Annotated in this window: 5 protein-coding genes and 1 rRNA gene; all 6 read right to left on the minus strand. The window is 70.2% G+C overall.

All coding sequences use genetic code 11. The features are described 5' to 3' along the window. Nucleotides 1-111: 111 nt before the first annotated feature. The 6 genes from WBP48_RS13375 to rrf all read right to left on the minus strand — a co-directional run bounded on the left by WBP48_RS13375 (nt 112) and on the right by rrf (nt 3,893). Nucleotides 112-924 carry a TlyA family RNA methyltransferase gene (locus tag WBP48_RS13375; protein ID WP_424441218.1) on the minus strand — a complete coding sequence of 271 codons (813 nt, stop codon included), beginning with the start codon at nt 922-924 and terminating at the stop codon, nt 112-114. After that, nucleotides 921-1,070, minus strand: coding sequence for a hypothetical protein (locus tag WBP48_RS13380; protein ID WP_424441220.1), 150 nt, complete (start codon nt 1,068-1,070; stop codon nt 921-923). The genes WBP48_RS13375 and WBP48_RS13380 overlap by 4 nt, the downstream gene beginning before the upstream one ends. A 39-nt stretch (nt 1,071-1,109) precedes the next feature. Continuing rightward, a complete protein-coding gene (locus tag WBP48_RS13385; RefSeq protein WP_424441222.1) occupies nt 1,110-1,763 on the minus strand; it encodes an IMPACT family protein in 654 nt (217 codons plus the stop codon). Between the two features lie 8 nt (nt 1,764-1,771). Beyond that, a complete protein-coding gene (locus tag WBP48_RS13390; protein ID WP_424441224.1) occupies nt 1,772-2,806 on the minus strand; it encodes an HAD-IIA family hydrolase in 1,035 nt (344 codons plus the stop codon). Beyond that, nucleotides 2,806-3,705 carry a hypothetical protein gene (locus WBP48_RS13395; protein WP_424441226.1) on the minus strand — a complete coding sequence of 300 codons (900 nt, stop codon included), beginning with the start codon at nt 3,703-3,705 and terminating at the stop codon, nt 2,806-2,808. The genes WBP48_RS13390 and WBP48_RS13395 overlap by 1 nt, the downstream gene beginning before the upstream one ends. Nucleotides 3,706-3,776: 71 nt before the next feature. Continuing rightward, nucleotides 3,777-3,893, minus strand: a 5S ribosomal RNA gene (rrf, locus tag WBP48_RS13400). Nucleotides 3,894-3,895 lie beyond the last annotated feature (2 nt).

A 3,895-nucleotide genomic window follows, 5' to 3' on the forward strand; every position in this document is an offset into this window, starting at 1 on the left:
CTCCGGCGGCCCGCAGCGCCGCGACGACACGTGCGGCGGCGGCGACCGTATCGGGGCGCTGCGCGTGCGCGACGACGAGGATGTCCCGAGTCGGCGCGGTCGCCTGATCCGTCATGCCTCTCCCGCCAGTCGGTTGACAGCCTGCAGATATTCTGTCGGATTGCCGACGGTGCCGCCCGGCGCCACTCGCCGCAGGTGCACCAGGAACTCCCGGTTGCCGTGGGTTCCCGCGATCGGCGACGACATCGTGCCGAAGGTGCCGAGGCCGGCGTCCCACGCCGCCCACAAGACACCCGCGACAGCGTCGGCGCGCGCCGCCGCATCCGTCACGAGACCTTCGCGCACACCCGTGCGCCCGACCTCGAACTGCGGCTTCACGAGTAGCACGATGTCCGCATCGGATGCCGCGACCTCCGCGATCGCCGGCAGCACGAGCGTCAGCGAGATGAACGAGAGGTCGCCTGTGATCACTTGCGGCGCGGCAGACTCGCCGCTCGCCGCGGCCAGCGACGCGGGCGTCAGGTACCGGACGTTGCAGCCCTCCACGGCGATGACGCCCGGATCTGCGGCGACCACCGGCGAGAGCTGCCCGTGCCCGACATCGACGGCGACGACGGGATCGGCGCCGCGCTCCCGGAGCACCTGTGTGAACCCGCCGGTGGAAGCACCCAGGTCGAGTGCGCAGCGGTTCGCGACCGGCACCGCGAAGCGGTCGAGGGCGGCGATGAGCTTGTGCGCGGCACGGCTGACATAGTGGTCCGATGCCGTAACCATGATGACAGCATCGTCGGCGACCCGTGCCGAAGCCTTCAAGACGGGGCGCCCGTCGACGATGACCAGTCCATCCGCGATGAGAGTCGCGGCGTGCGTGCGGGAGCGCGCCAGACCGCGCGCGGCGATAGCGGCGTCGAGGCGCCCGGTCATGCGTGCGGCGGCACGCCGGCACCCGCCTCGAGGCGACGGGCGAGCTCATCGTGCAGCGACTCGTAGGCCGCTGCCCGCGTACTGAGGGGTTGCGCCTCGATGACATCCAGCCGCGAGACGAGATCGTCGCTGGTCGCATTCTCCATCACCCCAGGCTACGGCCCGCGTTCGGCACACGCGAGCAGCTATAGCGGCACGTCGACGATGCGCTCCTCGCCGGCGATCGGATGGATGCGGCCGGCCGATGCCGCGGCGAGCTCATCGGCGACGCGTGCGAGTTCGGCATCGGGCACCCAGAGTTCCAGCGTGACAACGGCCCCGTACGCCGTCGGGCCAAGGGTTGCGCCGAACCCGGCCGCGCGCTCGCGCAGCAGGTTCTCGCATCTTCCGGCATCGGCGTGCGATACCTCGATCGTGACGCGCCGCAATGCTTCACGACGCACGAGAGCGGCACTGTCGAGCGTCTCGGACACGGCCGAGGAGTAGGCACGCACGAGCCCGCCGGCACCGAGCTTGACCCCGCCGAAATACCGTGCGACCACGGCGACGACGTCGGTCAGCCCGCGGCGGCGAAGCACGTCGAGCATGGGTGCGCCGGCCGTCCCCGCGGGCTCGCCGTCGTCGGACGATCGGGCGTGATCGCCGAGGAGTCCCGTGATCATCGCAGTGCAATGGTGACCGGCATCCCACGTCCGCTTGCGGATCGCCGCGACGACGGCATCCGCCTCTTCGGGAGACGCGACGGGGGTCACGGTCGTCAGGAACCGCGATCGCTTGATCACGATCTCGTGCTCGACGATTTCCGCGATCGTCGCCGGGAAGCGGCGGGACAGTGCCATCGCCCGCTTCAGGGCCGGTGGAAGGGGTCGGCGTACAGCACCTCAGGGACCCGGAACCCGAAGATCGCCCGGCCGCTGGCCCAGATGGCCGCGGCTCCCGCCCTGAGCAGATCGATCGGTCGGCTGCCCGCCGCAATGACACGAATGTCCGCGCCGTCGAGCTGCACCGCGGCATCGCGCACGCTCGTCACGTCTCCACGCACGACCGTTCTCGGGTACTGCTCGTGCAGTTCACGCAGGTCGCTCAGGATGTAGGTGGGCCGCGAGGTCGGCGGGGCGGCGAGGACGTGCTTGGGCCGATCGATGCCGGTGAGCACCAGCGCCGATTCGATCCCCGCGGTCTGTGCGCCGGCGATGTCGGTGTCGAGCCGGTCGCCGATGAACAGCGGATGCCGTGCGTCGAACCGCGCGACGGCCTCATCGAAGATCGGCCGCTCGGGTTTGCCCGCGACGACAGCGAGCCGGCCGACCGCCGTGTGCACCGCCGAGACGAGAGTGCCGTTCCCGGGTGCGATGCCCCGGGCCTGCGGGATCGTCCAGTCGGTGTTGGTGGCGATCCACGGGATGCCGCCCTCGTCTTCCGGCGTCGCCAACGCGTAAGAGGCCTCGGCGAGGTGCTTCCAGCCGATGTCGGGTGTGAATCCCTGTACAACAGCCGCCGGGGCGTCATCGGCGCTGCGGGTCACGACGAAGCCGGCCTTTTCGAGCTCGAAGACCAGGCCGTCGCCCCCGACGACGAGGACCGTCGCGCCGGGTGCCACGCGATCACGCAGCAGCCGCATCGCCGCCTGCGGACTCGTGACGACGTCTTCCGGACGCGTCGCCGACAGGCCGAGCTCGCGAAGATGCTCCGCAACGACGGCATCGCGGCGGGAGGCGTTGTTGGTGATGTAGCCGAGCCGGCGGGTCCGCCCAGCGGCGTTCAGGCTTTCGATCGCGTACGGCAGCGCGCCTGGGCCGGCGTAGACGACCCCGTCGAGGTCGGAGAGGACCGCGTCCACGCCGTCGAGCGGCGTTCGTGACCCACGGGAGAACAACGCCATCAGTCCGCTTTCCCCTCGGCATCCTGCGCCGGCGCATCCACGTCCGGCAGCGGGACCTCTTCGATCTCTTCGATCACGACCACCTCGTGGTCGACGTCCTGCGCGCCCAGCGCCTCGGCGGCGACCTCCGCGCGCCGCTGCCACTGCGCAGCCTCGCCATCGCGTCCCAACTCATCGAGTACCGCAGCGCGCGCCGCGAACAGACCCGGGCTCCAGCTGAACGCACGGTCCGGATCGAGTTCCGGAATATCGAGCTCCTGCAGCGCCCGCTCGGTCTCGCCGAGGTCCAGGCGGGCGCCCGACATGGCGATCGCGAGCTCGACGCGCACCTCAGTGGGAAGGCTCGCGCGGTCCACTGCACGCCCGACCTCAAGCGCTCGATCCGGGCGGCCGACGCCGCGTTCACTGTCGACGAGCATCGCGATCTGATCGTCGCGACCAGAGATCCGGCGGTACGTGCGCAGTTCGCGTACGGCCAGGGCGAAGTCACCCAGTGCGTATGCCGTGATCGCGACGGTCTCGCGCACGATCGCGATACGGCCGGCACTGCGCGAAGCGGCCAGCGCGTGCTGGTGCGCCAACGGCGGATCGTCGTCGATGAGGCGCGCCGCCATCGCGAGGTGACGAGCTACCTGCTCAGCGTTCTCCTTGCTCAGCGTCTTCAGCTCGTTGCGTGCCGGGCCCGGCAGATCCTGTGGCGTGACGTCGTCGGGAAGTGCCGGGGCGGGCGGACCGGAGCGGCGGGCGGAGTCTTGAGGCGGGCGGCTCCCCGTGCGATCGCCCTCGCGCTTGCGATACGGCTTCCTGTCACCCCCGCGGTCGGAGTGAGCTGTCGGCTTGCCCCCGCGCTGCGGATAGGGCTTCTTCTCGCCGCTGCGCGGCCGGCGTTGTTCTGCCACGACTCGTTCCTCTCACGCGCGTGTTAACGAGAAATGGCCACCCAGCACTGGGTGGCCATTTCACGAAAGAAGTCCGGCGGTGTCCTACTCTCCCACAGGGTCCCCCCTGCAGTACCATCGGCGCTGTGAGGCTTAGCTTCCGGGTTCGGAATGTAACCGGGCGTTTCCCTCACGCTATGGCCGCCGAAAC

It is taken from the genome of Microbacterium sp. (assembly GCF_049661145.1).
In the GTDB taxonomy this organism is placed as follows: domain Bacteria; phylum Actinomycetota; class Actinomycetes; order Actinomycetales; family Microbacteriaceae; genus Microbacterium.

Excerpts from the sequence above, each read along its gene's own strand:
- WBP48_RS13375 (WP_424441218.1), bottom strand. The coding sequence starts at position 924 with ATGACCGGGCGCCTCGACGCCGCTATCGCCGCGCGCGGTCTGGCGCGC.
- WBP48_RS13385 (WP_424441222.1), bottom strand. The coding sequence starts at position 1,763 with ATGGCACTGTCCCGCCGCTTCCCGGCGACGATCGCGGAAATCGTCGAG.
- WBP48_RS13390 (WP_424441224.1), bottom strand. The coding sequence starts at position 2,806 with ATGGCGTTGTTCTCCCGTGGGTCACGAACGCCGCTCGACGGCGTGGAC.
- WBP48_RS13380 (WP_424441220.1), bottom strand. The coding sequence starts at position 1,070 with ATGGAGAATGCGACCAGCGACGATCTCGTCTCGCGGCTGGATGTCATC.